Origin of the sequence: Klebsiella sp. V115_8 (genome assembly GCF_029967715.1) — a bacterium.
GTDB lineage: Bacteria > Pseudomonadota > Gammaproteobacteria > Enterobacterales > Enterobacteriaceae > Klebsiella > Klebsiella quasipneumoniae.
The window spans coordinates 128,930-151,018 of record NZ_JASCAR010000002.1 but is presented as its reverse complement, the minus strand read 5'-3'; the positions used below and the strand labels follow the sequence as shown (position 1 = coordinate 151,018).

Annotated in this window: 26 protein-coding genes and 1 pseudogene; 14 read left to right on the top strand and 13 right to left on the bottom strand. The window is 59.4% G+C overall.

Annotated elements, in window-relative coordinates; genetic code table 11:
- Positions 1 to 11: 11 nt before the first annotated feature.
- From QLG03_RS03025 to QLG03_RS03015, 3 genes are all read right to left on the bottom strand, one after another.
- Positions 12 to 566, bottom strand: coding sequence for a carboxymuconolactone decarboxylase family protein (locus QLG03_RS03025; RefSeq protein ID WP_171005034.1), 555 nt, complete (start codon positions 564 to 566; stop codon positions 12 to 14).
- Entirely contained in the window at positions 563 to 1,891 is a 1,329-nt protein-coding gene (locus tag QLG03_RS03020; protein ID WP_086076169.1) for an aspartate aminotransferase family protein, read from the bottom strand. The genes QLG03_RS03025 and QLG03_RS03020 overlap by 4 nt, the downstream gene beginning before the upstream one ends.
- A gap of 128 nt (positions 1,892 to 2,019) precedes the next feature.
- Positions 2,020 to 2,877 (bottom strand): MurR/RpiR family transcriptional regulator, encoded by an 858-nt coding sequence (locus QLG03_RS03015; protein WP_032454898.1) that lies wholly within the window; start codon positions 2,875 to 2,877, stop codon positions 2,020 to 2,022.
- Between the two features lie 226 nt (positions 2,878 to 3,103).
- Between QLG03_RS03015 and QLG03_RS03010 the strand changes: the two genes are divergently transcribed.
- Both QLG03_RS03010 and QLG03_RS03005 read left to right on the top strand, forming a co-directional pair.
- Entirely contained in the window at positions 3,104 to 4,111 is a 1,008-nt protein-coding gene (locus QLG03_RS03010) for an AraC family transcriptional regulator (RefSeq protein WP_044522281.1), read from the top strand.
- A gap of 102 nt (positions 4,112 to 4,213) precedes the next feature.
- The gene (locus QLG03_RS03005) at positions 4,214 to 5,044 is read left to right on the top strand and encodes an oxidoreductase (protein WP_044522348.1); all 831 of its coding nucleotides are present in this window, start codon (positions 4,214 to 4,216) and stop codon (positions 5,042 to 5,044) included.
- 13 nt (positions 5,045 to 5,057) lie between these two features.
- Here QLG03_RS03005 and QLG03_RS03000 read toward each other — a convergent pair whose 3' ends face one another.
- Complete coding sequence (locus QLG03_RS03000; protein WP_255987246.1) at positions 5,058 to 5,993, bottom strand: LysR family transcriptional regulator; 936 nt, start codon at positions 5,991 to 5,993, stop codon at positions 5,058 to 5,060.
- Between the two features lie 100 nt (positions 5,994 to 6,093).
- Here QLG03_RS03000 and QLG03_RS02995 point away from each other — a divergent pair, with 100 nt between their 5' ends.
- Positions 6,094 to 7,203 (top strand): alkene reductase, encoded by a 1,110-nt coding sequence (locus QLG03_RS02995; protein WP_032452495.1) that lies wholly within the window; start codon positions 6,094 to 6,096, stop codon positions 7,201 to 7,203.
- A complete protein-coding gene (locus QLG03_RS02990; protein ID WP_255987245.1) occupies positions 7,200 to 7,799 on the top strand; it encodes an ester cyclase in 600 nt (199 codons plus the stop codon). Before QLG03_RS02995 ends, QLG03_RS02990 begins: the two co-directional genes overlap by 4 nt.
- Before the next feature lie 90 nt (positions 7,800 to 7,889).
- Here QLG03_RS02990 and QLG03_RS02985 read toward each other — a convergent pair whose 3' ends face one another.
- Positions 7,890 to 8,639: an SDR family oxidoreductase gene (locus QLG03_RS02985; protein ID WP_255987244.1), complete on the bottom strand. Its 750-nt coding sequence runs from the start codon at positions 8,637 to 8,639 to the stop codon at positions 7,890 to 7,892.
- 166 nt (positions 8,640 to 8,805) lie between these two features.
- Between QLG03_RS02985 and QLG03_RS02980 the strand changes: the two genes are divergently transcribed.
- Complete coding sequence (locus tag QLG03_RS02980; RefSeq protein ID WP_048297297.1) at positions 8,806 to 9,711, top strand: LysR family transcriptional regulator; 906 nt, start codon at positions 8,806 to 8,808, stop codon at positions 9,709 to 9,711.
- Between the two features lie 6 nt (positions 9,712 to 9,717).
- On the opposite strand, the gene QLG03_RS02975 is transcribed toward QLG03_RS02980, so the two are convergent.
- On the bottom strand, positions 9,718 to 10,983 hold the full coding sequence (locus tag QLG03_RS02975) for a Y-family DNA polymerase (RefSeq protein ID WP_032452492.1): 1,266 nt from the start codon (positions 10,981 to 10,983) through the stop codon (positions 9,718 to 9,720).
- A 2-nt stretch (positions 10,984 to 10,985) separates the two neighbouring features.
- Entirely contained in the window at positions 10,986 to 11,405 is a 420-nt protein-coding gene (locus QLG03_RS02970; RefSeq protein ID WP_032452491.1) for a translesion error-prone DNA polymerase V autoproteolytic subunit, read from the bottom strand.
- 270 nt (positions 11,406 to 11,675) lie between these two features.
- Between QLG03_RS02970 and QLG03_RS02965 the strand changes: the two genes are divergently transcribed.
- Positions 11,676 to 11,918 (top strand): DinI family protein, encoded by a 243-nt coding sequence (locus tag QLG03_RS02965; protein WP_004203750.1) that lies wholly within the window; start codon positions 11,676 to 11,678, stop codon positions 11,916 to 11,918.
- 161 nt (positions 11,919 to 12,079) lie between these two features.
- Here the strand turns inward: QLG03_RS02965 and QLG03_RS02960 are convergent, their stop codons facing one another.
- Positions 12,080 to 13,216: a glycosyltransferase family 9 protein gene (locus QLG03_RS02960; protein ID WP_072096653.1), complete on the bottom strand. Its 1,137-nt coding sequence runs from the start codon at positions 13,214 to 13,216 to the stop codon at positions 12,080 to 12,082.
- Here QLG03_RS02960 and QLG03_RS02955 point away from each other — a divergent pair.
- The 3 genes and pseudogenes from QLG03_RS02955 to QLG03_RS02945 all read left to right on the top strand — a co-directional run bounded on the left by QLG03_RS02955 (position 13,211) and on the right by QLG03_RS02945 (position 14,527).
- Positions 13,211 to 13,367: pseudogene (locus tag QLG03_RS02955) on the top strand (hypothetical protein). The gene QLG03_RS02960 and the pseudogene QLG03_RS02955 overlap by 6 nt on opposite strands.
- A gap of 95 nt (positions 13,368 to 13,462) precedes the next feature.
- Positions 13,463 to 13,963, top strand: coding sequence for a YbaK/prolyl-tRNA synthetase associated domain-containing protein (locus tag QLG03_RS02950; RefSeq protein ID WP_255987243.1), 501 nt, complete (start codon positions 13,463 to 13,465; stop codon positions 13,961 to 13,963).
- Positions 13,964 to 14,080: 117 nt separating this feature from the next.
- Entirely contained in the window at positions 14,081 to 14,527 is a 447-nt protein-coding gene (locus QLG03_RS02945; protein WP_004203746.1) for a DUF441 domain-containing protein, read from the top strand.
- On the opposite strand, the gene QLG03_RS02940 is transcribed toward QLG03_RS02945, so the two are convergent.
- The gene (locus QLG03_RS02940; RefSeq protein WP_072096654.1) at positions 14,511 to 15,305 is read right to left on the bottom strand and encodes a helix-turn-helix transcriptional regulator; all 795 of its coding nucleotides are present in this window, start codon (positions 15,303 to 15,305) and stop codon (positions 14,511 to 14,513) included. The genes QLG03_RS02945 and QLG03_RS02940 overlap by 17 nt on opposite strands.
- Positions 15,306 to 15,412: 107 nt before the next feature.
- Here QLG03_RS02940 and QLG03_RS02935 point away from each other — a divergent pair, with 107 nt between their 5' ends.
- Complete coding sequence (locus tag QLG03_RS02935) at positions 15,413 to 16,588, top strand: CynX/NimT family MFS transporter (RefSeq protein ID WP_162923960.1); 1,176 nt, start codon at positions 15,413 to 15,415, stop codon at positions 16,586 to 16,588.
- A 31-nt stretch (positions 16,589 to 16,619) separates the two neighbouring features.
- On the opposite strand, the gene QLG03_RS02930 is transcribed toward QLG03_RS02935, so the two are convergent.
- The gene (locus QLG03_RS02930; protein ID WP_023289248.1) at positions 16,620 to 17,312 is read right to left on the bottom strand and encodes a CTP synthase; all 693 of its coding nucleotides are present in this window, start codon (positions 17,310 to 17,312) and stop codon (positions 16,620 to 16,622) included.
- A 145-nt stretch (positions 17,313 to 17,457) separates the two neighbouring features.
- Between QLG03_RS02930 and QLG03_RS02925 the strand changes: the two genes are divergently transcribed.
- Complete coding sequence (locus QLG03_RS02925) at positions 17,458 to 17,967, top strand: DUF523 domain-containing protein (protein WP_023289247.1); 510 nt, start codon at positions 17,458 to 17,460, stop codon at positions 17,965 to 17,967.
- 4 nt (positions 17,968 to 17,971) lie between these two features.
- The gene (locus QLG03_RS02920; RefSeq protein WP_072096655.1) at positions 17,972 to 18,310 is read left to right on the top strand and encodes a DUF488 family protein; all 339 of its coding nucleotides are present in this window, start codon (positions 17,972 to 17,974) and stop codon (positions 18,308 to 18,310) included.
- On the opposite strand, the gene QLG03_RS02915 is transcribed toward QLG03_RS02920, so the two are convergent.
- From QLG03_RS02915 to QLG03_RS02905, 3 genes are all read right to left on the bottom strand, one after another.
- Positions 18,300 to 18,539: a DUF333 domain-containing protein gene (locus QLG03_RS02915; RefSeq protein WP_023289245.1), complete on the bottom strand. Its 240-nt coding sequence runs from the start codon at positions 18,537 to 18,539 to the stop codon at positions 18,300 to 18,302. The two genes, QLG03_RS02920 and QLG03_RS02915, sit on opposite strands and share 11 nt — an antisense overlap.
- A gap of 265 nt (positions 18,540 to 18,804) precedes the next feature.
- A complete protein-coding gene (locus QLG03_RS02910) occupies positions 18,805 to 19,056 on the bottom strand; it encodes an ogr/Delta-like zinc finger family protein (protein ID WP_004213128.1) in 252 nt (83 codons plus the stop codon).
- A 43-nt stretch (positions 19,057 to 19,099) separates the two neighbouring features.
- Positions 19,100 to 20,239 (bottom strand): phage late control D family protein, encoded by a 1,140-nt coding sequence (locus QLG03_RS02905; protein WP_255987242.1) that lies wholly within the window; start codon positions 20,237 to 20,239, stop codon positions 19,100 to 19,102.
- Positions 20,240 to 20,393: 154 nt separating this feature from the next.
- Between QLG03_RS02905 and QLG03_RS02900 the strand changes: the two genes are divergently transcribed.
- Both QLG03_RS02900 and QLG03_RS02895 read left to right on the top strand, forming a co-directional pair.
- Entirely contained in the window at positions 20,394 to 21,566 is a 1,173-nt protein-coding gene (locus tag QLG03_RS02900; protein WP_255987968.1) for a phage tail sheath family protein, read from the top strand.
- Positions 21,566 to 22,081 carry a phage major tail tube protein gene (locus QLG03_RS02895; protein ID WP_023287479.1) on the top strand — a complete coding sequence of 172 codons (516 nt, stop codon included), beginning with the start codon at positions 21,566 to 21,568 and terminating at the stop codon, positions 22,079 to 22,081. Before QLG03_RS02900 ends, QLG03_RS02895 begins: the two co-directional genes overlap by 1 nt.
- The last annotated feature ends 8 nt before the right edge of the window (positions 22,082 to 22,089 follow it).

Genomic DNA, 22,089 nt, shown 5'->3' with positions numbered 1-22,089 from the left:
AAATCGATAACTTATTCAGAAAACAGAGCGTCAGAGGTATCCGGTACTGGCGTTTGCGCGCTGTTCATCACCATGGAGAGAAAACTGTAATAACCGTTTATTCCAATCAGATCCACCACGCCCTTCTCGCCCCATAACTCAATGGCTTGTTGCCAGGTCTCATCGCTGACCTTTTGCTGTTGATGCAGCTGCTGACAGAAGTCATAGATCGCCTGCTCATCGGGCCGCAGATCCGCGGGCCGGCGCCTTTCCTTAATCGCCTGCACCGCCGCGGCAGAGATCCCTTTCTCGCGGGCTATCGGCGCATGGATCGCCCACTCTACCGGCTGCGACCAGTGCCGCGCGGTCAGCAAAATCGCCAGTTCAGAAAGACGCTGGCCCAGCGCGCTGCGATAGCGCAGGTACTCCCCCATACGCTGGGCATGGGCCATCAGCTCGGGACTACGCAACAGCGGTTCAAAGGGCGGCAGCAAGGCGCCGCGCGGTCCGTTGATAATCTCTTCCGCTAACTGACGCTGCCGATCGTCCCATTCCTGTTCCGCCAGGGGCGGTAAACGATTGATCATAATTTCCCCGTCTCTTCGCGAATCACGCTGTTCAGGGTATCGACCACAAAATCGAGCTGCGCCGGGGTGATGATAAACGGCGGTGCAATCAGGATGTGGTCGCCAGACTGGCCATCGATCGTGCCGCCCATGGGATAGACCATCAGTCCGCGCGCCATACAGTTTGCTTTGATCGCGGCGTGCAGCTTCAGGGCAGGATCGAATGGCGTTTTGTCGTCTTTATCGCGCACCAGTTCGACCCCCGCAAACAGGCCGCGTCCGCGCGTATCACCGACATGCGGTAACTCCCCCAGCACCTCGCGCAGCGCCTTGTGCAGATAGGCGCCCTGCTGTTTGACGGCGTCCAGTAAATTATCGCGCGCGATCACCTGCTGCACCGCCAGGGCTGCCGACGCGGCGGTGGCATGACAAATGTAAGTGTGACCGTGCTGGAACAACCCGCTGCCCGCCTTCAGCGCGGAGACGATGGTCTCACTCGCCAGTACCGCCCCAATCGGCTGATAGCCTCCGCCGAGTCCCTTGGCGATGGTCACTAAATCGGGCACCACGTCGTCCTGTTCAAACGCATGCAGCGTCCCGGTCCGCCCCATACCGCACATCACCTCATCCGCGATGTACAGGATGCCGTATTTGTCGCACAGGCGGCGGACCCCTTGCAGATAGCCCGGCGTCGGCGGCGTGGCTCCCGTCGTCGCTCCCACCACGGTTTCCGCACAGAAACCGATGATCGTTTCCGGGCCGGCCTCAAGGATGGCTTGCTCCAGCTCATTGAGCAGACGTTCGGTATACTGTTGCTGGGTCTCGTCAGTCCGGCGATCGCGGTACTCATTGCAGGCTGAGACGCGGATAACATCCATTAATAAGGGGGCAAACTGGCGACGGCGCCATTCGTTACCGCCCACCGCCAGCGCGCCCAGCGTATTGCCATGATAGCTCTGTTGACGGGCGATAAAGCGGGTGCGCGATGGCTGGCCGATCTCCACAAAGTACTGCCGCGCCATCTTCAGCGCCGTCTCTACCGCCTCAGAACCGCCCGAGACAAAGTAGGCGTAGTTAAGCTCGCCGGGCGCCGTGCGGGTGAGATGTTCGGCAAGCTGCTCGACGGCATCGCTGGTGAAAAAGCTGGTATGCGCATAGGCCAGCCGATCGATCTGGCGGTGCATCGCCGCCAGCACATCAGGATGCGCGTGTCCGAGGCAGGAAACCGCCGCCCCGCCACAGGCATCAAGATACGGTTTTCCCTGGGCATCAAAGATATAGGCCCCTTGCGCACGTGAGGCCACCATCGGCGTGCTATGCAGGCTGCGGTGAATGACATGACTCATACTGGGTTCTGCTCCTGAATCCGCTACATTAATTGAGCGTATCTTGCAGGATCCATTTGGATCACGTCAACGAATTAAAGATATAAATGCATCCATTATACTTATAACTGATACATTTGAATCATTTATCAGGACTTACCGGGGATCACGTAGGCGCCAGACTCAATGAGATAGCGTTCGGCACTTTCAATTTTACTCACCGCCTCCCGGCCGTGGCGCACCACCAGCATCGCCAGCAGACACTCCGCCAGCCCCATGCCGGAGACCACGGAAGGGAAAAATGACGGACTGTCGATGGAGAACAGCAGCGTGCAGTCTGCCGCCTGCGCTAAGGGGGAAACCGGCGAGTCGGTAATGGCGAGGATCTTCGCCCCGGCCTGCCGGGCTGCCCGTAAAACATCCAGTGATTCGCGTGAATAGGGCGCAAAGCTGGTGAGTAAGACGCAGTCCCGGTTGGTCAGTTCGCGGGTAAAGACTTCGATATTGCTGGCCAGGCCATCGATTAACGATACCTGGCGGTTGAACAGTCGATAGACATAGAACAGCGACCACGCGATCGGAAAGCTGGCGCGGAATCCGCAGATATAGACATTCTCCGCGCTGTCGAGCAAGGTCACAGCCTGCTCCATCTGCTGGGCATTTTCGTTTTGCGTAAAGGTCAGGTTCGCCTGATGCGCCTGAAATACCTCTTTATACAGCTGCGTTTGCGTGCCGCGGGCCATCATTTTTTCCGCTTTTGATACGTATGTATCATTGCGCAGCCCCAGGTCGTCAATGAAATCGCTTTTCAGCTCGCTCCAGCCGCGGTAACCCAGCCGCTGCGCCAGACGCAGCAGCGTCGCCGGTTTTACCCCGGCTTCCGCCGCGAAGGCGCGCATGGATAACACCACCAGCTGACTGGCATTTTGCAGTGAGAACTCGGCGGCGCGTTGCAGCTCGGGCGACAACCCGCCGAATTCATTAATGATTTTTTCCCTGAGATTCATGGCAGCCACTGACTGGTTTTAAGTGAAAGCTATCTAATCATATTTGAGATCAAGACTCTATAGGTGGCTAACGACCCCGCGGGTCACATCCGTTCCCACTTCTCATTGCTGGCGTGCTTTACTTCAAATATGGCACAAGAGGAATGTCACTGGCGGGTGGGAAAAGGTATGCTCTTATCAGGGGGCGTTGCACATCAAAGCCCTGTTCACTGCTGGAAATCTCACCATGGCACGCAACCGCACTTTTTCTCTCAATCTCCGTTGGCGAGCGCTGCTCAAAGACGCAGGGATGGAGCCTGAACATCTTCTCCGCCAGGCCGGTTTGCCGGACGACACCTTTTCAGACATCAATCGCGGTCTGACTACCGATGAGTATCTGCGTTTCTGGCGCGTGCTGGAAAAAGAAAGCGACGATCAGGCCTTTCCTTTGCCCTTTGTAGAAAGGGTCTCTGCGGAAGTGTTTGATCCCCCGCTGTTCGCCGCCTTGTGTAGTACCCACATGATGCAGGCGGTCCAGCGGCTGGCCAGGTATAAACTGCTTATTGCCCCCATGGTGCTAGAGACGACGGTCGTGCAGAACGGCACGCTGACAGTGTCTCCGCGCTGGCTGGGAGCAACAGAAATCCCTGCCTCTCTGGAAGTGGCAGAGCTGGCATTTTTACTTCGTCTGAACCGACTGGCCACCCGCGAACCGGTTCAGGCCGTGAAAGTAACGCTCTCACAGCCCCTCACCCGCCAGCAGACCCACCACTTTTCTGCCTTCTTCGGCACGACCATACAGCGTGGAAAGCGGGCGACCATCAGCTTTGCCGCCGCTGATGCCCTGCGGCCCTTTTTGACGGTGAACGAGGGTATGTGGCAGGTCTTTGAGCCGGAGCTGAAGCGTCGTCTCAGCCAGCTTAGCGATCAGGCCTCAACGGCTGAACGTGTTCATGCAGTCCTGCTGGAGCTTCTGCCGGGCAACGACGCCTCTATCGACAATACGGCGCAACGTCTGGGAATGAGCAAACGCACCCTGCAGCGCAGGCTGGAGCAGGAGGGAGAGAATTATCGCGCCCTTGTTCACGCTTGTCGCGAAGCGCTGGCTCGCCACTATCTTCTCAATACCACGCTTTCCGGCTATGAAATCGCCTTTCTGCTCGGTTTTGAAGATCCAAATTCCTTCTACCGGGCTTTTATGGCGTGGACCGGCCAGACGCCAGAAAACTTCAGAGACATGATGCGCCTCAACTAAGCGCGCGTCATGGCGCGCTTTGCCAGTATTGTGGCGCACCGTGCCAGCGACACCGCGCCTGACAGCAGGCACACTCAGCGCAGTCTACTTGCCGAGGTGCTTATGTTTATTCAGGAAAATAAAACCGCGCTGGTCACCGGCGCATCGTCAGGGATGGGGAAAGCCATTGCCCGTCGTCTTATCCAGGAGGGTTACCAGGTTTACGTTGCTGCCCGGCAGCTCGGGAAAATGGAAGATCTGGCTTCGCTAGGGGCCCAATGCCTGCAGATGGATCTCTCACGGCAGGACGATCGGCTGGCGGTCGTGAACACCATTCTGTCTCAGACCGGAGGGGTCGATGTACTGGTCAATAATGCCGGTTTTGGCCTGTATGGCCCGGTCGAAGAGATCGGCATCGATGAGGCTCGCTACCAGTTTGAGGTCAATCTCTTCGGCGCGGCACATCTCACGCAACTACTGCTTCCCGCGATGCGCGCCCGCCGTCGCGGATATATTGTCAATATCTCTTCCATGGGCGGGAAGATGTATAGCGTCCTCGGCGCATGGTACCACGCCACCAAACATGCACTTGAGGGGTGGTCAGACTGCCTGCGGCTGGAAGTTGCCGACTTCGGCATCAAGGTGGTTATCATCGAACCTGGAGTGATTGAAACCGGCTTCGGCGATGCGGCCAGTGAAAGTATTGTCAAACGTTCGGCCACAGGACCGTATGGTCAGTTGGTAAAAGGGGTCGCCCTGTCGATCCAAAAAACGTACGGCCATGGCACCGGCAGCGACCCGCAGACGATCGCCGAGGTGGTCCTGGTCGCGGTGAATGCCTCAAATCCACGCCCCCGTTATGCCGTCGGTAAGTATGCCAAATTGCTTATCCGGATGCGTGTCTGGCTGGGCGACCGTCTTTTCGATCGTATTATCCTCAGCCAGATGCGCTGAGGTCATGTTCTGCTCACTTTCGCCTCGCGCTGGAGGGGGATGACTCTTCCAGCCAGTCGATAAAAAACGCCATAAACGCCGATACTTGAGGGGGCTGCAGCTTTCGCTGGGGAAAGACAAACTGCAGCCCAACCTCCTTGCGGTCTAACCGGCTGAAACCAGTGAAGCGGTCGGCAAACAACACCTGAAGCCGCCCCTCCTCGACATCCCTCTTCACATCCCACCATGATTTACCGGCGATCCCCGCCCCGCTGAGCGCCCACTGCCGCATCAGTGCCCCATCGTCGCAGACCATCGCCGGCGTCACCCGGATGACCTGCTCTTTTCCCGCCTCCTCAAAGCGCCACTCGTTCATCACCACGCCGTGCCGCTCCAGCGCCAGGCAGCGATGATGATGCAGCGCCTCGGGCGAAGCAGGCGTTCCACGGGCGGCAAGGTAAGCCGTCGAGGCCACCAGCACCCGATGGTTAGGACGAATGTGGCGGATGGCCAGGCTACTGTCCGGCAGGTTACCGACGCGAATGCTCATATCCAGCCGGTTGGCGACCAGATCCTCCACGCGCTCGCCTAAGTAGACGGAAAAGGTCACTTCCGGGTGACGGCGGGTAAAGTCGACGATGGCCGGGCTAAGGTATTGTCGGCCAAAGTCGGAGGGGGCGGAAAGGCGAATATCGCCGCTCAGGACCCCCTCTTTTTGCGTCAGCAACGACTCGGCGTGGCGCGCCTCCTCCAGCACGCGCCGCGCGGCATGATAAAAATCTTCCCCCGCGTTGGTCAGGGTGATAGCCCGCGTGGAACGATGGAACAGGCGGGTCTGATAACGCTCTTCCATCGCCTTCAGACGGGCAGTCATGGTGGCCGGCGAGAGCGACAACCGTCTGCCGGCGGCGGAGAGTCCCCCCGCCTCGGCGACGGCCACCAGCAGCGCCATATCTTCCAGTTTGCCCATTTTTCGTATTTCCCGAAAAGTGAATCTGTTTTTCGTCTAATTATCAAAATCAGATCCCGACTGTAAAGTGATTTCCATTCCACTCGCAAGGGACATCATTATGAATACGCTCTCACTTTTTGATCGTCATCGCATCGGTACGCTGCCGCTGAAAAACCGCATCGTCATGGCCCCCATGACCCGGGCGCGCGCCCTGCAGCCGGGAAATATCCCCTCCGCGCTGATGGCGGAGTATTACCGCCAGCGCGCCAGCGCCGGATTGATCGTCACGGAAGCGACGCAAATCTCTCCCGAGGGACAGGGGTACTCCTGGACGCCCGGCCTGCATTCCGCAGACCAGATTGCCGGCTGGCAGTTGACGACCCGGGCCGTACACCAGGCCGGCGGCGTTATTTTTTCTCAGCTCTGGCACGTGGGACGCATGTCGCACGCCCGTTTTCATGCGGATGGTCAACCCGTGGCCCCCTCGGCGCTGGCGCCGGACGCCCAGGTCTGGGTGGTGGATGAGCAGGGCCGGGGCCAGATGGTGGACTGCCCACCGCCGCGGGCGCTCTCCCGGTCGGATATCCAGCGTATTGTCGCCGATTACCGCCAGGCGGCGCGCAATGCGATCGCGGCGGGGTTTGACGGCGTGGAGGTGCACGGCGGCAATGGCTATCTGATCGACCAGTTCCTGCGGCGTACCGCCAACCAGCGCACCGATGAGTACGGAGGTAGCCTGAACAACCGGATCCGTTTTGCCCAGGAGGTGCTGACCGCCATCGGCGACGCTATCGGCCGCGAGCGGACGGGCATCCGCCTTTCCCCCTTCATTACCCAGCGCGGGATGAATGACCCGCAGGTGATCGACGCCATCCTTGCCCTGGCGGCCTGGTGCGAACAGCAGGGTATCGCCTTTATCCACCTGGCGGAGGCGGACTGGGACGATGCCCCAGCCGTTCCCCGGCACTTCCGCGACACGCTGCGCGCAACCTTCAGCGGCACGCTGATCGTGGCCGGGAATTACGATCAGCAGAAGGCGGAGCGCATTCTTGGCGCCGGTCTCGCCGACCTGGTGGCTTTCGGCCGGCCGTTTATTGCCAATCCCGACCTGCCGCAGCGGCTTCAGCACCGCTGGCCGCTGGCGACCGTCAGCGATCCCGGCACGCTGTTTGGCGGAACGGCGGCGGGCTATACCGACTATCCCTTCTATACGGAGCATAAAGAGTGAAATTGATCGACAAAATGTTACCTGCCGGGCGTGGTGTCGCTGTTGCCCGCACGCTGGCCAGGCGCGGCCTCACGCGCCGTCGCTGCGCCACCGCGCTGCTGCTTGCCGGAATGTCCGGCTCCGCGTTTTCAGCCCCGCAGGATCTGCTGAAGCCAGCCCAGCTCATCGTTGATAGCAGCCTTCCCGCTGCCACACGCGCCGCCAATGAATATGTCGCCAGGCAATACGCCACGTTCTGGAATACCGGCGATGACGCGCTGGCCAGGGCGGCGCTGGCGGGGAATTTTATCGATAAAACGCCCCCGGAAGGGCGCCAACAGGGGCCGGAAGGAGCGATCCTCGCCTCCAGAGCATTTCGCCAGGCGGTGCCGGATTTACGCTGTGATGTCAAACAAATGATCGTGGCCGGTGACCGGGTGGTCTCACACTTACATTTTCATGGCCACTTTACCGGGACCTTCGGCACCCGGAAGGGGAAGGGACAAAATATCGATTTTATCGCCACCGATATCTATCAGATCAGCGGCGGTAAAATTGCCGCCAACTGGCATATTGAAGATAACCTGACGCTGATGAAACAGCTGGGCGCGCAATAAGCTGCCCACCCGGATGATGAGTAAGCGATCGGCAAAACCACGAGCCGCCCCGGACTCCGCCAGGACGGCTCGCCTGGCGGAGTCCGGCGCTTAAATTTGCGCCAGCCCGCCGTCGACATAGATCTCCGCGGCGTTAATAAAGCTCGACTCGTCAGAGGCTAAAAACACCACCGTCCTGCCAATCTCCTCCGGCTCGCCCAGCCGTCCGAGCGGTACGCTGGCAGCCAGAGCGTCGAACAAGCCCTGGCGGTCCGCCTCCGCCACCAGTCCTCCCAGACCCGGGGTACGCACCGGCCCCGGGCTGACGACATTGATGCGGATCTCGCGGTCGTTCACCTCCAGCGCCCAGGAGCGCGCCAGGCTGCGTACCGCAGCTTTACTCGCGCTATAGATGCTGAAGTTAGCCGTCCCTTTGACCGCCGCCGTAGAGCCGGTCAAAATCACCGAGGCGCCGTCGGTGAGCAGCGGCAGCGCTTTCTGCACCGTGAACACCACCCCGCGCACGTTGGTGGCGAAAATCCGCTCGACGTGCGCTTCGGTGATGGCGCTCAGCGGCAGCATATCCCCGCCGCCAGCATTGGCGAACAGCACATCCAGGCGGCCGGACTCGTCGGCAATGGTCGCAAATACCGCGTCAAGGTCGCTTAACACGGCGGCGTCGGCGCGGATCCCGCGGGCGGCGGGCCCGATGAATCTTACCGCCGCATCCAGCTCCTCCTGTCGGCGGCCGGTGATATACACCTTCGCGCCCTGCTCCGCCAGCGCTTTCGCCGACGACAGGCCAATCCCGGTGCTGCCGCCGGTCACTAACGCCACTTTATCCGCAAGTTTTTTGCTCATGGTGCATTTCCTTGGTTAGAGTATAAACAGGCCAGGCTCGCGAAAGCGTCCCGCCGGGTATGGAAAGCACTGTAATCGCCTCACAGAGGCGGAAAAATGGCCTAATCTGAAAAACACTTTTCCCCTCCGTGGATAATGACGTCCAATAACCAGGATCACGCCCATAATGGACCGGTTTTCAGCCCTCAAAGCCTTCACCCGCGTTGTCGAAGCCGGCAGCTTTACCCGCGCCGCGGACTCGCTGGATATGCCCAACGCCACCCTCAGCAAAACCATCAAGCAACTGGAAGCGCACCTGGGGGTTTCCCTCCTGCAGCGCACCACCCGGCGTATTACCGTAACGCCGGAAGGACGGGAGTACTATGAAAAAGCTCGCTGCCTGCTGGAAGACCTGGAAGAGATCGACGCCTCCTTCAATACCGCCCACAATAAGCCGAAGGGCCATCTGCGGATCGCCATCGGCGGGTCGACCGCGCGCGATGTGCTGATCCCGCTGCTGGCGGACTTTATGACCTCCTGGCCGGATATCCGTATTGATTTGCAGGTGGCCGATAAACCCGCGGACCTCATCAGCGGCAATATTGACTGCGCCATCCGCGGCGGGCCGATGGAAGACTCGACGCTGATCGCCCGTAAAATCGGCGAGGCGACGCTGGTTACCTGCGCCACCCCGGGCTATCTTCAGCGCTGCGGCACGCCCGCCTCGCCGGATGAACTCCATCATGGTCACCAGCTCATCAGCTATCTGTCGCCGGCCAGCGGAAGAGCGTTTCCGTTTCGCTTTACGCGTCACGGCGTCAGTACCGAGCTCAAGACAGAGCCCCATCTCGGCATCAATGAGAGCAACGCGCATATTGCCGCCGTCGAGGCGGGCTTAGGCATTGTGCAGACCTTTACCTATTCGCTAAGACCGGCGCTGGCAAGCGGCAAACTGGTGGAGATCCTCGCCGCCTGGCGCCCGGCCCCCTATCCTTTTCACGTCGTCTATGCCCGGCACCGGCACGTCCCGCCCCGGCTCCGCGTCTTTATTGACTGGCTGGCGGCGGTTTTTCCGGACGCGGTGCAGGGATAAAGCGCGTTATCTGACGCGGAGCAGGTCGCCGTATCGCGTGGTGTAGCGCGGCGATAGCATCTCTCGCTTCATCTGCCACTGCTGCTGGATCCCCTGGCCGGCAAAATAGAGCGCCCCCCTGCCGTTTTTCGCATTCAGCTGGTCGAGCACCTGCATCAGCCTGGCGCTGTTCTGCCGCGGGGCAAGCTCGTCGAACAGGTTCAGCTGGGCGACGCCCTGGCTGTAGAAATCGCCGAGCATCACCCCGGCCTTCTGATAGCGGTGCCCCGCTTTCCAGATGGCGTCCAGGCAGCTTGTCGCCGCGGCGATAATATCCCGGGAATCCTGCGTCGGCGTCAGCAGCTTCAGCGAGGCGCTGTTGCCGTAATAGGGTTCATTCAGCGCGAAGGGGCTGGTTTTGACAAAGGCGGAGACGAACCGGCAGTACTGATGCTCACCGCGCAGCTTTTCTGCTGCCCGCGCGGCATAGCTGCAGATCGCCTGGCGCATATCCTCATAGGCCGTAATGCGATCCCCGAACGAGCGGCTGCAGATAATTTCCTGCTTCGCGGGGGCAAACTCCTCCAGCGCCAGGCAAGGCTCGCCGCGCAGCTCCCGTACCGTTCGCTCGAGCACCACCGTGAAGTGCTTGCGGATAAAGCGGATATCGCTCTCCGCCAGCTGAAGTACCGTGCCGATCCCCATCGCCTCGAGCTTTTTGCCGATCCGCCGCCCGATGCCCCAGACCTCACTCACCGGCAGCAGCGCCATCAGCTTTCGCTGCCGCTGCGGGCAAGATAAATCCACTACCCCGCCCGTCTGCCGCTGCCACTGCTTCGCCGCGTGGTTGGCCAGCTTCGCCAGGGTTTTGGTCGGGGCGATCCCGACGCCCAGCGTCAGATGGGTGCGCTGCTGCACCGTGGCGCGGATTTCCCGGCCAAAGTCAGTCAGATCTCTGCAGTGGCGCACGCCGCTGACATCGCAAAAGGCTTCATCGATACTGTAAATTTCGCAGCGCGGGGCGAGCTCTTCCAGGGTGGACATCACCCGGCTGGACATGTCGGCGTACAGCTCATAGTTGCTGCTGAACGCCACGACGCCGTGGCGAAGAAACGCCGCCTTCTGCTTAAAGTAGGGTTCGCCCATTTTCACAAACGGCTTCGCCTCCGCCGAGCGGGCGATCACGCAGCCATCGTTGTTCGACAGCACCACTACCGGCCGCCCCTTCAGGTCTGGCCGGAAGGCGGTCTGGCAGCTCGCATAGAAGGCGTTCACATCACAGTGCGCGAACATGATCAGCCCGCCGCCTTGATGATGTAGGTCACCACGCCGAAAATATCGAGCGTCTCCTCGCGGCCGACCACGATGGGCGAATAGGCCGGGTTCATCGGGTTAAGCTGCACCCGCGGCAAAAGCTGCAGCTTTTTTACGGTAAACTCGCCGCCGACGGCGGCAATCACGATATCGCCATGCTCCGCTTTGCGCGCGCTGTCCACCACCAGCAGATCGCCTTCGTCAATGCCGGCGTCGATCATGCTGTCGCCAGCGGCTTTGACAAAATAGGTCGCGCTGGGATGCTGCACCAGCAGCTCGTTGAGGTCGATTCGCTTCTCGACATAGTCCTGAGCCGGGCTGGGAAAGCCGCACTGCACCAGGTCGGCAAAAAAGGGAAAGGAGACAATCTGACGTAGCTCAACCGGCGTGTAAAAGTTCATTTTTCAACCCACCATATAATACTGAATATATATACAGTAGTTTTGCCGGTTTTGCCGGTCAATATCGGCTCCAGCTATCAATCGCCAGCACTGAAATAACTCCTTGATGTCACTGAAGGTCACCGTCGTCGGTGGCGAACCGTTTGCTGCTTTTGCGCGCAGCCCCTCTCCCGCGCGAGGTGGCGGATACGCAGCGCCGCGGCAATCGCTTGACACTGTACATTAATACAGTAAAACTATCGCCCGCGATCAGCATACAGAGGACAGAAGATGTTTGTGGAACTGATTTATGACAAGCGCAATTTTGCCGGGCTGCCGGGCGCCAGAGAGACCATTCTTAACGAGCTGACCAAACGCATGCAGCGCATTTTTCCGGAGGCGGAAGTGCGGGTGAAGCCGATGATGACGCTCCCGGCGATCAACACCGACGCCAGCAAGCATGAAAAAGAGCTGATCAGCCGCACGGTGCAGGAGATGTTTGAAGAGGCGGACATGTGGCTCACTGAAGAGTAATCCCGCCCGTCCCTCGCGGCGCCCCCCTCTTTAAGAGCTTTCCCGGATGTGGCAGAGCCACGGGCAACAGTACAATAGCGGCGGTTGCAGACTGGCAATGCAACCTTCGCTCACCTGCTGGCTCTTGCATACGGCCAGCAGGTGAGCCTCCCCTCATCGCCTCACAGCGTCTCCGGCAGCGCCGCCATTATCCGATCCACCAGCTCGCGATGCTGATGCACCTTCCCGCATTTAACGATAACCTGCCTGGCGTTGTCATAGCCCGGCGCCCACAGACGGTTGTTGAGCAGAACGTCCTTGTAGACCGCGATCAGCGGTTTGTTCCACGCCGCCGCCATGTGCACCACCGAGGTGTCCGGGGAGATAATCAGCTCCGCCTGGGCAATCAGCGCCATCGCATGGTGCAACGTGTTAAATGGATTAACCACCACCTCCGGCGGCAGCGGGATGCGGATCTCGCGCCGGTGATCGAGCAGAATCACCGCGATCCCCGGATGGCGAGCCAGCAGTTTGTCGAGGAGTTCGGCCAGCTGCGTCTGGGAGAGACTCCGGTCGGCATGGCCGGCAAAAATATTAATCACTACCGCTTTTCCGCTCAGCGACGCCAGATACTGCGCCACCTCCTGCATAATCGGCCCGGGGATCGCCAGGTCGTAAGCATCCAGCCCGCAGGTGTCCAGTTTGAGATAGTCGGCGATCAACTCGAACGTTTTCGTCACGTGCCAGCGCTGGCAGTCAAAATCAAATGAGTGGGAGTAGTGCTTAATCGACGGCCATTTATTAAACCCGAGCACCGATTTCGCTTTTATTTGTCGGAAAAGCCGTAGACGATGCACGGGAATATCGAACAGCGAAGGGTCAATAATAATATCGTACTTATTATTAGCCAGTTCATTAATAACGTCGCGGGGAACGTTATGATTAAATTTTCGCAAAAAATCGGCGGACGTGACCGGGTCAGCTTCATAAATATGGCGGATCCGCGGGTTATAACGCATCACCTGGCTATTAGAGGTCGTCAGCAGGAAATCAACGATATAGCCTGACTGATGCAGGCATTTCACCAGCGCGGAATCCACTACCACATCGCCGACCGCCCCCTCATTGCGCATCAGTAAGACGGTTTTCGCGGACGACAAATCCACCGGCTGACGGCGTCGGCGATCCCAGAGCGCTTTCGCCACTCCCACCCGCAGGGCATTACGTACTTTCTTAGTAAAATAATTTCGCCGTCTGTTGAGCTCCCTTATTTTATTAAACTTCTTGCGTGGGGAACCCTGCATGGTCGCATCGTGCATCATCCTAACCTCATTACGGCAATCATTAATATTCTGTGTCGTCCGATAAAGACTGAGCGAAATAAAAAAAGTTCGATTGAAAATGAAAATCATTCTTTTTTTTATTTACAAAACTCATCCAGCCCTGCGGGATTGCAACACAGCACTGTGAAGCAATAATGAGCGAATGGTGAATTTCCCGGCCCACCGTTGGCAGGCTGGCGCAACAGCGCTAAGCTGGCTGCTTGATGATGTCAGGAGGACGCTATGCTTGAAGCAGTAGAAGGTAATATCCACCAGCGGCTGTGCGCGCTGCTCGACGAACACCAGGCGCGCTACCGGGTGATGGCGCACGACGCGGTCGGCCAGTGCGAAGCCGTCTCGGCGATCCGCGGCACCGCGCTTGGCCAGGGCGCGAAAGCGTTAGTCTGTAAAGTAAAAGGAAACGGCGTCAACCAGCATGTGCTGGCGATCCTCGCCGCCGATCAGCAGGCCGATCTGGCCAGCCTGGCCCGGCATATCGGCGGCAGCAAAGCCTCGCTGGCCAGCCCGGCGGAAGTGGAGGCGCTCACCGCCTGCGTGTTCGGCGCCATTCCCCCCTTCAGCTTCCATCCGGCGCTGCGCCTGCTGGCCGACCCGCTGCTGTTTGAGCGCTTTCCACAAATCGCCTTTAACGCCGGGCGCCTGGACCGGTCGATCATTCTCGATACCGAAGACTATTTACATATCGCCCGACCGGAGATCGCGATCTTTCGCCGTCTTAGCTAACCGGGCATCGGCCCTGATTTCCGCCGCATGGCGCAAAAATCCTGTTTATTCACGCCACAATGCGTAGAGTAAGCGGGATATTTTTTGGCTTTCTTTTTTTGGCAAGGACCTCTGTACATGTTTGATACCACCCTGTTGATCCTGCTGGGTCTGGCGGCGCTCGGCTTTATCAGCCATAACACCACCGTAGCGATCTCCATCCTCGTGCTGATTATCGTGCGCGTCACGCCGCTGAACGCCTTCTTTCCCTGGATTGAGAAACAGGGACTGACCGTCGGGATCATCATTCTGACTATCGGCGTGATGGCGCCCATCGCCAGCGGCACGCTGCCGCCGTCGACCCTGATCCACTCCTTTATGAACTGGAAATCACTGCTGGCGATTGCGGTCGGGGTGTTTGTTTCGTGGCTCGGCGGGCGCGGCGTCTCGCTGATGGGCTCCCAGCCGCATCTGGTGGCCGGACTGCTGGTCGGTACGGTGCTCGGCGTCGCCCTGTTTCGCGGCGTCCCGGTCGGGCCGCTGATTGCCGCCGGGATCATCTCGTTGTTTATTGGGAAGTCGTAGCCAGGCTGCCGTGATAGCGGCCCGGCGTCTGTCCGAGCCCTTTCTTAAACATGGTGATGAAGGCGGTGGTGGAATCGTAGCCCAGCGCCTGGGCCGTCTGCTGCACCGTCTGCCCGCGGATCAGCTGCTGCAGCGCAAGGATCAGCTGCAGCTGATGGCGCCAGCGGCGAAAGCTCAGCCCCGTTTCACGCACCACCAGCCGCGCCAGATTGCGCTCGCTCATCGCGAACTCCGCCGCCCACTGGCTCAGGGTCTGCCAGCGCGCCGGATCCTCGGCCATCATCGTCACCATCTGACGAATTTTCGGGTGGTTCGATACCGGCAGCTGCAGGTGCTCCTGCGGCTGCCGGGGCAGCTCATCAAACAGCACCTGCACCAGCCGGGCCGTGGCGGGGGCGGCCAGCGACTCGCCGCCGCGTTCCGCCAGGGTGAGGATCAGCTCACGCACCAGTGGGGAAATCTTTAACGTACAGCAGCGGTCCGGCATCGGCGCGGCGCCCGGCTCGATGAACAGGAAGCACACCTGGGCGCCGGGGGTGGCGCGGTTACTGTGGGAAAGCTGCCCCGGGACCCACACCGCATACTGCGGCGGCACCATCCACATCGCGTTCTCCACCTCGCAGGTCAAGGCGCCGTGCAGGGCGAGGATCAGCTGCCCCTTACGGTGGGAATGCGCCGGAATATACTGCTCCGCCTCCACCACCCGAATACGAAAGGCAATAGCCGATTCGTGGCCACTGTCCGGTTCATAACCATCCAGACCCAGTCCGATCATCATGTTGTCCGATATTAGCGATAATCTGTCATTTTAGCTTGATTTAAACAGGGGACAAAGTCGCTATCGTAACCCCCCTCGTTAGTTACCTTGAGAATGATATGTCTTCTGTGATCTCCTCCACCGGCCGCCGCCCCGCGCTGCTGATTGCCGGTATCCTGCTCATCGCCACCACCCTGCGCGTGGTCTTTACCGGCGCGGCGCCGCTGCTGGACGCGATTCGTAGCGACTATGGCCTGACCACCGCGCAGACCGGGCTGCTCACCACCCTGCCGCTGCTGGCCTTTGGCCTTGTCTCGCCGCTGGCGGCTGGGGTTGCCCGCCGGTTCGGCATGGAGCGCAGCCTGCTGCTGGCGATGCTGCTGATCTGCGCCGGCATTGCCCTGCGCTCCCTGCCCTCCGCTGCATGGCTGTTTATCGGCACGGCGGTGATCGGCTGCGGCATTGCGCTGGGTAACGTGCTGCTGCCCGGGCTGATTAAACGGGATTTCTCGCAGCATGTCGCCCGGATGACCGGCGCCTATTCCCTGACGATGGGCGGCGCGGCGGCGCTTGGCTCGGCGCTGGTGGTCCCCGTGGCGATGGCCGGATTCGGCTGGCGCGGGGCGCTGCTGCTGCTGATGATCTTCCCGCTGCTGGCGCTCGTCAGCTGGCTGCCGCAGTCCCGGCGTCAAGCGGAGGCGCCGCTGACCGGCTCAGGCGCCATGCATAACCGGGGGATCTGGCGGTCGGCGCTGGCCTGGCAGGTGACGCTGTTTCTCGGCATCAACTCGCTGGTCTATTACGTGATTATCGGCTGGCTGCCGTCGATTCTGCAGAGTATGGGCTATAGCGAAGCGCAGGCCGGCTCGCTGCATGGCCTGCTGCAGCTGGCGACCGCCGCGCCCGGCCTGGCGATACCGCTGATCCTGCATCGGCTGCGCGACCAGCGCGGGATCGCGGTGCTGGTCGCCCTGATGTGCGCTATCAGCGCCGCCGGGCTGTGGCTGCTGCCAGGGCTGGCCATCGGCTGGACGCTGCTGTTCGGCTTTGGCTCCGGGGCCACGATGATCCTCGGCCTGACGTTTATCGGCCTGCGCGCCAGCTCGGCGCACCAGGCCGCGGCGCTGTCGGGGATGGCGCAGAGCGTCGGCTATCTGCTGGCCGCCTGCGGACCGCCGCTGATGGGCAGGATCCACGATGCCAATGGCGACTGGCATATTCCGCTGCTGGCGGTGGCGCTGATTTCGCTGGTGATGGCGTTCTGCGGCGCCCTCGCCGGGCGCGACCGGGAGATTCATCCCTGAAGATGACCGGCAGCGCCCGCTGCCGGTAGGGTTATTGTGCCGCGGCGCGCAGCAACGCCTGCACCAGCGGCGCAGGACGCCCGTCCAGCGCGTGGCGTTCATGTTGAAACAAGGTGGCGACAAAAAACGGGTGCGTCACCAGCTCGACGGCGCGGATCTCGCCCTCTTCATCCCAGCCGGTGACGCGCAGATCGCCCTGCTCCAGCTCCGCGGCAAACGCGCTATCCACCCCGTAGCGGCAGTGGTAGCCCTCTTCAATGCTCTCCCGACCATAGGCGCGGGCAATCAGCGTATTCGCCCGCAGCTCGACGACGGCAGAAGTCTCCACCAGCGAGCAGCTGAGGGGAGCGATCACCATCCGCCCTTCACTGTCGGTTTCCGCATGACCCGCGTCCTGCCAGCCGAGCACGTTACGGGCGTATTCAATCACCGCATGCTGAAAGCCGCCGCAGGTGCCGAGGAAAGGAATGCTGTTTTCACGGGCATAGCGGATAGCGGCAAACGCGCCTTCCGGGTGATGATACGGGCTGCCGGGAACGACCCAGACGGCATCGTACTCCGCCAGCGCGTCGCCGGAGGCGATCGACGGGGTGGCGAGCCAGTCATATTTCACCGGCTGCTCCAGCACGGCGGCAGCATCGTCTATCGCCAGGGGAATGGCCTGATGGGCAACAATATCGGGGTGATAATCGCCGACGAGGGCGAGGCGTAAAGGGGTTTTCATAGCAGGTTCCTTATGTCTGGACGAGACGAGCAGCACAAGGCACGTCAGGATAGCGATCCCCTCCGCGGAACACAATCCTTATTTTCACCCCACCGCCGTGGCCGGTGGGTGAGGTATACTGGAGCAAGCGCAAAAGGGAGAGAGGATGAAAAGTAAGCTTTTGGTCAGCGCCTGCCTGATGGGATTCCAGGTGCGATATAACGGTAGCGAGAAAGCGCAGCTGGCGGCGACCCTGTCCCGCTGGCAGCAGGCGGATCGTCTGGTGATCCACTGCCCGGAGCTGGCGGCCGGTCTGCCGACGCCCCGCCTGCCGGCGGAGATCCTCGGCGGCGCCGGCGGCGATGTGCTTGCCGGACGGGCGCGGATAGTGGAAAGCGACGGCCGCGACGTCACGGGACATTATCAGCTGGCCGCCTGGCTGGCGCTCAGCGCCGCCCGGGAAGCGGGATGTCAGGCGGCATTACTCACCGACGGCAGCCCCACCTGCGGCAGTCAGTTTATCTATGACGGTTCCTTTCGCGGGCGGCGCAAAGCGGGCGCCGGCGTGGCCGCCGACCTGCTGCGCGCTCACGGCATCACGGTATTTTCCGACGGGCAGATCCCGCAGTTGCTCGCCTGGATGGCACAGAGGGAGCAGGATGATGATTCAATGTAAACGGGTGTACGATCCACAGGAAAGCAGCGACGGCTATCGGGTGCTGGTCGACCGTCTCTGGCCGCGGGGGATTAAAAAAGAGGCGCTGGCCTGCGATGAGTGGTGTAAAGAGTTAACGCCGTCCGCTGAGCTGCGGAAAGCCTTTCACGGCGAGGCGATCGATTTCGACCACTTCAGCCAGCGCTATCGTCAGGAGCTCGACGCACATCGCGAAACGGGCCTGCGGCTGGCGGCGCTGGCGCAGCGCCAGCCGCTGACGCTGCTGTACGCCGCGAAGAACACCGAGCAGAATCATGCCCGGGTGCTGGCCGCCTGGCTGGCGGCCCTGCCGGTTACGATTTAGCCGGATGGTCCCGGCGCCATAGCGCCCACTCATCGAGGGTTTCGCCGCTGGGCAGCTTGCACTGGGTGCTGACGCCCTGCGGCGTTTGCACCGGCACCCGGGTGCCGCCGGATTGCTGGCAGTAGACCGACGCGGGATTGGCCATGCCGATGGTTTTCGTCGGCGCGGTGGGCTGCGGCTGGGCGCAGCCGGCCAGCGCCAGGGGCAAAATAGCCAGTAACTTTTTCATCTTTTCTCCCTTTCTTCAATTCCCGGGGATTTTAGCCTGAATCTCCACGTTTTCTCCATCTTGCCTGCACTTTTCCCCCGTAGATTAACCCTTGTTCTCGAACTGACCAGAGAACAGATCATTCCATAATCAATGAGTTTTTCCCCGTCGCCCCCGACGGGGCTTTTTTTTGGGATTTAATAAATTGAAATAAAAGGATTTATTTCAAAAGTGTCCACATATCGACCACATTGACAAGAATAGCCCCCTTTCCAGGGGGCTATTTTTATACTGCAAGACTAAGTTGACTGTTCCCGTAATGAGAAGCCGGGAAAGCATCGCCGGGGATAAATCCTGGCGGCAAAGGATCTGCGCTGGTTGAGCGCTTCGTTACTCTGCGCTCTACGGTGTTAAGTGTCGTGAATGACTCGCTGCATTCAAGATTCTGGCATTGATGATATTGCCGGATGGTGAACTCGCTTAACCGGCGGCTGGTGCGGGTGCGGGCGTTTGCGCCGCAGTAGGGACAAACAAACATGATGATCTCCCATAGGGAGTTGAACTCACGCCTATTATGGCCGCTACTGTTCAGTTTCTGCAATCCAGTCGCTTATTTTCGCCTCAAGCTCCATTTTCGTGGTAAATCCGTTATCACCGATCACATGTTCCGCTCTGGCAATGATCCAATCCTGAGTATCGATTTCAGGCTTAAAGCCCGACACGGTCAGATGCATACCCGGGTATAAATCGGCGCGGCCGCGCGCCAGGGTTATCGAAAACTGTGCCGCGCCTTTCTGGAGCTGTATCCATTTTGCCGCAGCTGCGCGCCTGGCCGCCGTTTCGTTCTGATAGGTTTTACGCAAAACATACACGTTACCTTCAGCGCCCTCCATGTAATCCCCTTCCGGGCGGCTGCTTTTCTCCTCAGCCTTTTTTCTGGCAGTATTTGTTTTTCGCTTAGTGACCTTGACCGGTTTTTTCTTACCGAAATTAAGATCCAGCCAGTACGCCCGCACACCAGTGTAAGCATCACGATCGGCAATGCGGAACCTGTGACGATCTCCGCTGGCACGGGTGATCTCAGCCGATGGCAGCGCCCTACCGGATGCACTGAGGCTGCCCCCAGGCAGGATAAACAGCAGACAGCCATTTTTCACGGTGGCAATACCCCCCAACATCTCCGCCATGCGCGTTAAAAACGACATGTCGCTCTCTTCGGTCTGATCCGCATGGTCGATCTCAATGTCGATCAGGGCCTCGCTAATCATCGGCATCAGGTCATAACGCCGGGCTATGGCCGATACCACCCGCTCTACCGTCACATCATGCCAGGACACCTCCCGCCTGACGTTCATCTCTTCGCGAAAATCAGCGCTGTGTGCGGTGATGTCAATAACATCCGGCGGCCCGCTATGCCCCACCTCGTCAACGGTGTAGAGGCCTTTGTAGATCAACGCCTCACCCAGCCAGCCGATGGACACCGCCAGCTCCGCACCGCGTGGGGGTAAATCCGTTACTCCGTCAGAGTCATCTACTGACAGAGTTAGCTGGTCAGCATCAAAACCGTTGTTATCTGTAACAGATAGCGAGGTGATTCGGTCGGCTAGTTCAGTCAGGACGACCCCACCCAGCGTGATACTAAAATCCGGTGTCTTTACGACCTCACTTAATTTTTCTACATACGCTTCGGCTGTTGTTGTCAGCGTGTCTGCTATCGACATAACTCCCCCGTTTTTTGCTGATGATTCCATGCCCGCGCGCGGGGCTGAATTCCTTTTTGTTGTCAGCGAACGGGCAGACCGGCAACCAGGCGACGCCAGCAGACTTAACGTTGAATATTGCCCTGAACTCAAAGAGCAACATGATGGTGAACTTATGTCTGAAACTCGTTTTCACGGCGTCCGCTCTCGCGAAAATACCGACCTACAGCAGGCAATCAATGACATTGATTCCAGCGTGATCGGTATTGTTGCGGTTGCTGATGACGCCGATCCGGAAACTTTCCCGCTCAATACGCCGGTTCTGCTGACACGGGTACGTAACGTCCTCGGCAAGGCAGGTAAAACCGGGTCACTTTACAAAGCCCTCAAAGCCATTTCCGATCAGTGCAGCCCGCGCGTTGTGATTGTCCGGGTTAAAGAGGCTTCCGGTAACGGCGCCAACCAGTCCCAGGCCGTTATTGGCGGAACAGATGGCGACAGCTATACGGGAATGTATGCCCTGCTGACGGCGGAAGCCAAAACCGGCTATCGTCCGCGCATCCTGGCGGTACCGGACTACGACACCGAGGAGGTAACGTCACAGCTTTGCGTGATTGCCCAGAATCTTCGGGCTTTTGTTTATGCCGGTTGTAACGGCTGCGCGACCATGGCGGAGGCTATTGCTTATCGCAAAACCTTCGCTTACCGCGAGCTGATGCTGATCTGGCCGGACTTTATCGCTTACAACCCCCTGACGGATAATAACGAAACGTTTCCTGCCCCGGCTTACGCCTGCGGCCTGCGCGCCGCTATCGATAACAGCCAGGGCTGGCACAAATCGCTGTCGAATGTTGTGGTGAATAACGTTCTCGGTATTTCGAAGGATGTTTTCTGGGCATTACAGGCAGAAGACAGCGACGCGAACGAGCTTAACAACAACGAAATCACAACGCTTATCAAGCGTGACGGTTTCCGCTTCTGGGGTAACCGCACCACGGACACCGAAACCTACACTTTCGAGGTGTTCACCCGTACCGCACAGATCCTGGCGGACAGTATCGCGGAGGCACAATTTACCTCTGTTGACAGCCCGCTCACTCCGGCCAACGTGAAAGATGTGGTAAGCGGCATCCGCTCTGCTCTCAGCAAAAAAGTCACTGCCGGTCAGCTTATCGGCGCTGACTGCTGGTATGACACGCTGGACAACGGCACCACGGATTTGCGCCAGGGAAAACTGATTGTGCGCTATAGCTACAGCCCGGTCCCGCCGCTTGAAGATCTGACGCTATACCAGACCTTTACTGATGATTTTTACGAACCGGCGTTCGCGTCGCTCGGGGGTGAATAATGGCTATTCCTCACAAACTGCGGCTTTTTAGCTGCTTTGTTAACGGCGACAACTATCTGGGAAAAGTGACCTCTTTCACTCGCCCCAAACTGTCACGAAAGGTAGAGGACTATCAAGGCGGTGGCATGCTGGGTGCGGTCGGGGTTGATCTCGGCCTTGAGGCTGGCGCGCTGGATTCCACCGTTGTTTTTGGCGGCGTCATTAAGGCTCTGTTTCTCGAATACGGAGCAGAAATTGACGGCACGCGGCTGCGCTTTGCGGGTGAATATTTCACTGATGGCGAAAGCCAGCTTGTCGAGGTGGAGCTGCGCGGGCGATTTACTGAACTCGATGGTGGAGATTCAAAACAGGGGGAAGATACGGAGGAAAGCTACACCTTTAAATCCACCTACTACAAATTCTCCATTGATGATCAGCCCATTATCGAAATCGACCTGCTGAACTTCATCTACAAAAAGAACGGTCAGAACATGTTCCCGGACCGCATCACTTCCGCCCTAGGCATGGGCAATTAATCACCTTT